The organism is Clostridium sp. AM27-28, assembly GCF_003480955.1.
GTDB lineage: Bacteria > Bacillota > Clostridia > Lachnospirales > Lachnospiraceae > Otoolea > Otoolea fessa.
In genome coordinates this window covers 1-2,445 of sequence record NZ_QUJT01000027.1, presented here as the reverse complement: position 1 = coordinate 2,445, position 2,445 = coordinate 1, and the positions used below count along the sequence as shown (strand labels likewise).

The following is a 2,445-nucleotide window of genomic DNA, read 5'->3' as shown; positions in this document are numbered from 1 at the left end:
CGTTGGCAGAGATAAGCAGATATATGAGGCTGCTGGGGAGGTGGAAGGAATGATGGAGATAAAGATAACACCAAGAAAACCAGATGAAGTTGGTGGCTATCTCATGATGCCGCTAGTGGCAAACGTGCCAAATGGGCGCAAAGGCTGGAAGATAGTTAAGTGCCCGGAATGCGGGGCAGCGTGCTGGTATAGACCGGAGCAGGAGAAGGCAAGGGCGATAGCAGTATGCACGATGTGCGCCCTGAAACATGGATTTGGGAGGTAATAGAATGCGGTTGATAGCAAATAACGACGGAACGTGGAGTGCTCATGATGAGACTTATGATATCATTATCCGCTGCGGCACAAAAGAGGAAAATGAGCGGGTTATGGAGCTTCTGAAAAACGAGCCGATCTCCAAAAAAGACGTTTTGGAAATCATCAAAGAAACCGGAGGATGTGATTCGTCGGACAATTTCTCGAAAGGCTGGGATATGGCTTGCGATGCGATCACGAAGAAGGTATCGGAAAGGTTATAGCATGGATAGAAAGGAAACGACAAAATTTCTTGGCGAGTTGCTGGAACGGCAGTATTTAAGTGGGCTGGGAAAACATTGGGCGAAAGAGGTAAACATCGATCCGGGCTCAGCACGGACGCATCGCCGGATCGACTATATGTTATTCCAGCCAGCGGGACAGCGTAATATATCGGACATCGAAAAGGGAATCTTTATCTGTTACGAAATCAAGAGTTGCAAGGCAGATGTATATAGCGGGAATGGGTTGAATTTCATCGGAGAAAAGAATTACATAGTAACCACGATGCAGTGCTATAAAGACATTAAAGAGGATTATCTAAGCGGGGCACTTGACGCACATATCCGCAGTATCGATCCAGGATCGTCGACAGAATACGGAATCATAGTGGCTATTCCAAAAACGAGAATGCTCGAAGATGAATTTCAGAATCCGACACCGCTGGATGGGAACCTGGATAAATGGAAACTGGCGATCGCCATCAAGTGTTTTGACGGTCGCCGGAAGCGGTCAATGGTCGAATTGTTATTTTGCATGTTAAGGAGCGGAAGATGAGGTGAAATAGATGGACTTGGAGAAGAAAGCAATAGAACGAATCAGGATGGCGTCTGAATTGTCGCTGTATCACTATAAGCAGCCTTTGATTTGCACATACAGCGGCGGCAAGGATAGTGACGTGATGCTAGAATTATTTAAACGGTCAGGAGTACCCTTTGAGGTATTAAATTCCCATACCACAGTGGACGCGCCGCCGACGGTGTACCATATCCGAAAAAGATTTAGGCAGCTTGAAGAGCAAGGGATAAAAGCGACAATTAAATACCCGCCGCTCACGATGTGGCAACTAATCCCAAAGAAATTACTTCCGCCGACGCGGGTAGCTCGGTATTGCTGTGCGGTATTTAAGGAGGGGAACACCCCCAACCGATTTGTCGCAACCGGCGTCAGATGGGCTGAGAGCAAAAAAAGGCAAGGCAGACAAGAAATCGAGCCAAGTAATTATAAACTTGCAAAAAAAATGCGGACATTAGATGAAAACGCGCAGGAACGCTTGATCGTAGAGCGTTGCGAAATGCGGGCGAGTATGATAGTAAATCCCATATTAGACTGGAAAGATCGGGATATATGGGAATTTTATAATACAGAATGCGGAGAAAGAAATCCTCTATACGACATGGGGTATTACCGTGTGGGGTGCATTGGTTGCCCAATGGCAGTCAAGAGCAGAGAGAAAGAGTTTGCTGACTTTCCAACATATCGGCGGGCATATATCCGGGCGTTTGACAAGATGCTGGATGCCATCCACGCAAAAGGAAAGACGACGATCTGGAAAACGGGAGAAGATGTTTTTCACTGGTGGATGGAGAGTAAAAATATAGATGGGCAGTATAGCATGATCCTTGATGGCGAGGAAATAATCGGATATGCAGAAAAGAGGGGATGAATCATGAGCGAAAAATGCAATAGAGCGTGCTGGAACTGCTGGTATGACGAGTTTTGTGACTGGCAACCGGCGGGCGATGAAGATGCGTGCGAAGAATTTGTACCGGAGGAGGGCAATAGAAAATGACTGTATCGAAGGAAATAGCTGAGAAAGCAGCTCGTTATGAAAAATTAGTGAATGAGGCAAATGAACTTTTCAAGGAACTTGACGAATGGGTCAACGAAAACGGCTTTGATGGCATTTACGCACATTCGTTTGGAGTTTCGAAGGAAGTGCATGGGGAAGAACAATCGGATGGTGAATGGTGTGATCAAATCATGATATGGGAGGATTCTGGAGACGGCACATATTATTATCCTATTGAGGGAAGCAATATGTATATGTACGTTAAATATTCGTTTTGAGAAAGGAAGCCAGTGATGAATTTATACAGGAGGAGAATGAGGTCGATGATTAACGGAGAATTGATAGTAGATAACTTTGCT

At 45.6% G+C, this 2,445-nt stretch carries 6 protein-coding genes; all 6 read left to right on the top strand.

Annotation, left to right across the window (positions count from 1 at the left end; genetic code table 11):
- Positions 1-265, top strand: a 265-nt coding sequence (locus tag DW720_RS15375; protein ID WP_243099740.1) for a hypothetical protein, incomplete at its 5' end; no start/stop codon positions are given.
- Positions 266-269: 4 nt separating this feature from the next.
- Positions 270-518: a hypothetical protein gene (locus DW720_RS15370; protein WP_118491271.1), complete on the top strand. Its 249-nt coding sequence runs from the start codon at positions 270-272 to the stop codon at positions 516-518.
- A 1-nt stretch (position 519) separates the two neighbouring features.
- Positions 520-1,071, top strand: coding sequence for a hypothetical protein (locus DW720_RS15365; protein ID WP_118749813.1), 552 nt, complete (start codon positions 520-522; stop codon positions 1,069-1,071).
- Positions 1,072-1,081: 10 nt separating this feature from the next.
- Positions 1,082-1,960, top strand: coding sequence for a phosphoadenosine phosphosulfate reductase family protein (locus DW720_RS15360; protein ID WP_118749812.1), 879 nt, complete (start codon positions 1,082-1,084; stop codon positions 1,958-1,960).
- A 3-nt stretch (positions 1,961-1,963) separates the two neighbouring features.
- On the top strand, positions 1,964-2,086 hold the full coding sequence (locus DW720_RS16165) for a hypothetical protein (RefSeq protein WP_279221249.1): 123 nt from the start codon (positions 1,964-1,966) through the stop codon (positions 2,084-2,086).
- Positions 2,083-2,364: a hypothetical protein gene (locus tag DW720_RS15355; protein WP_118749811.1), complete on the top strand. Its 282-nt coding sequence runs from the start codon at positions 2,083-2,085 to the stop codon at positions 2,362-2,364. The genes DW720_RS16165 and DW720_RS15355 overlap by 4 nt, the downstream gene beginning before the upstream one ends.
- Positions 2,365-2,445: the final 81 nt, after the last annotated feature.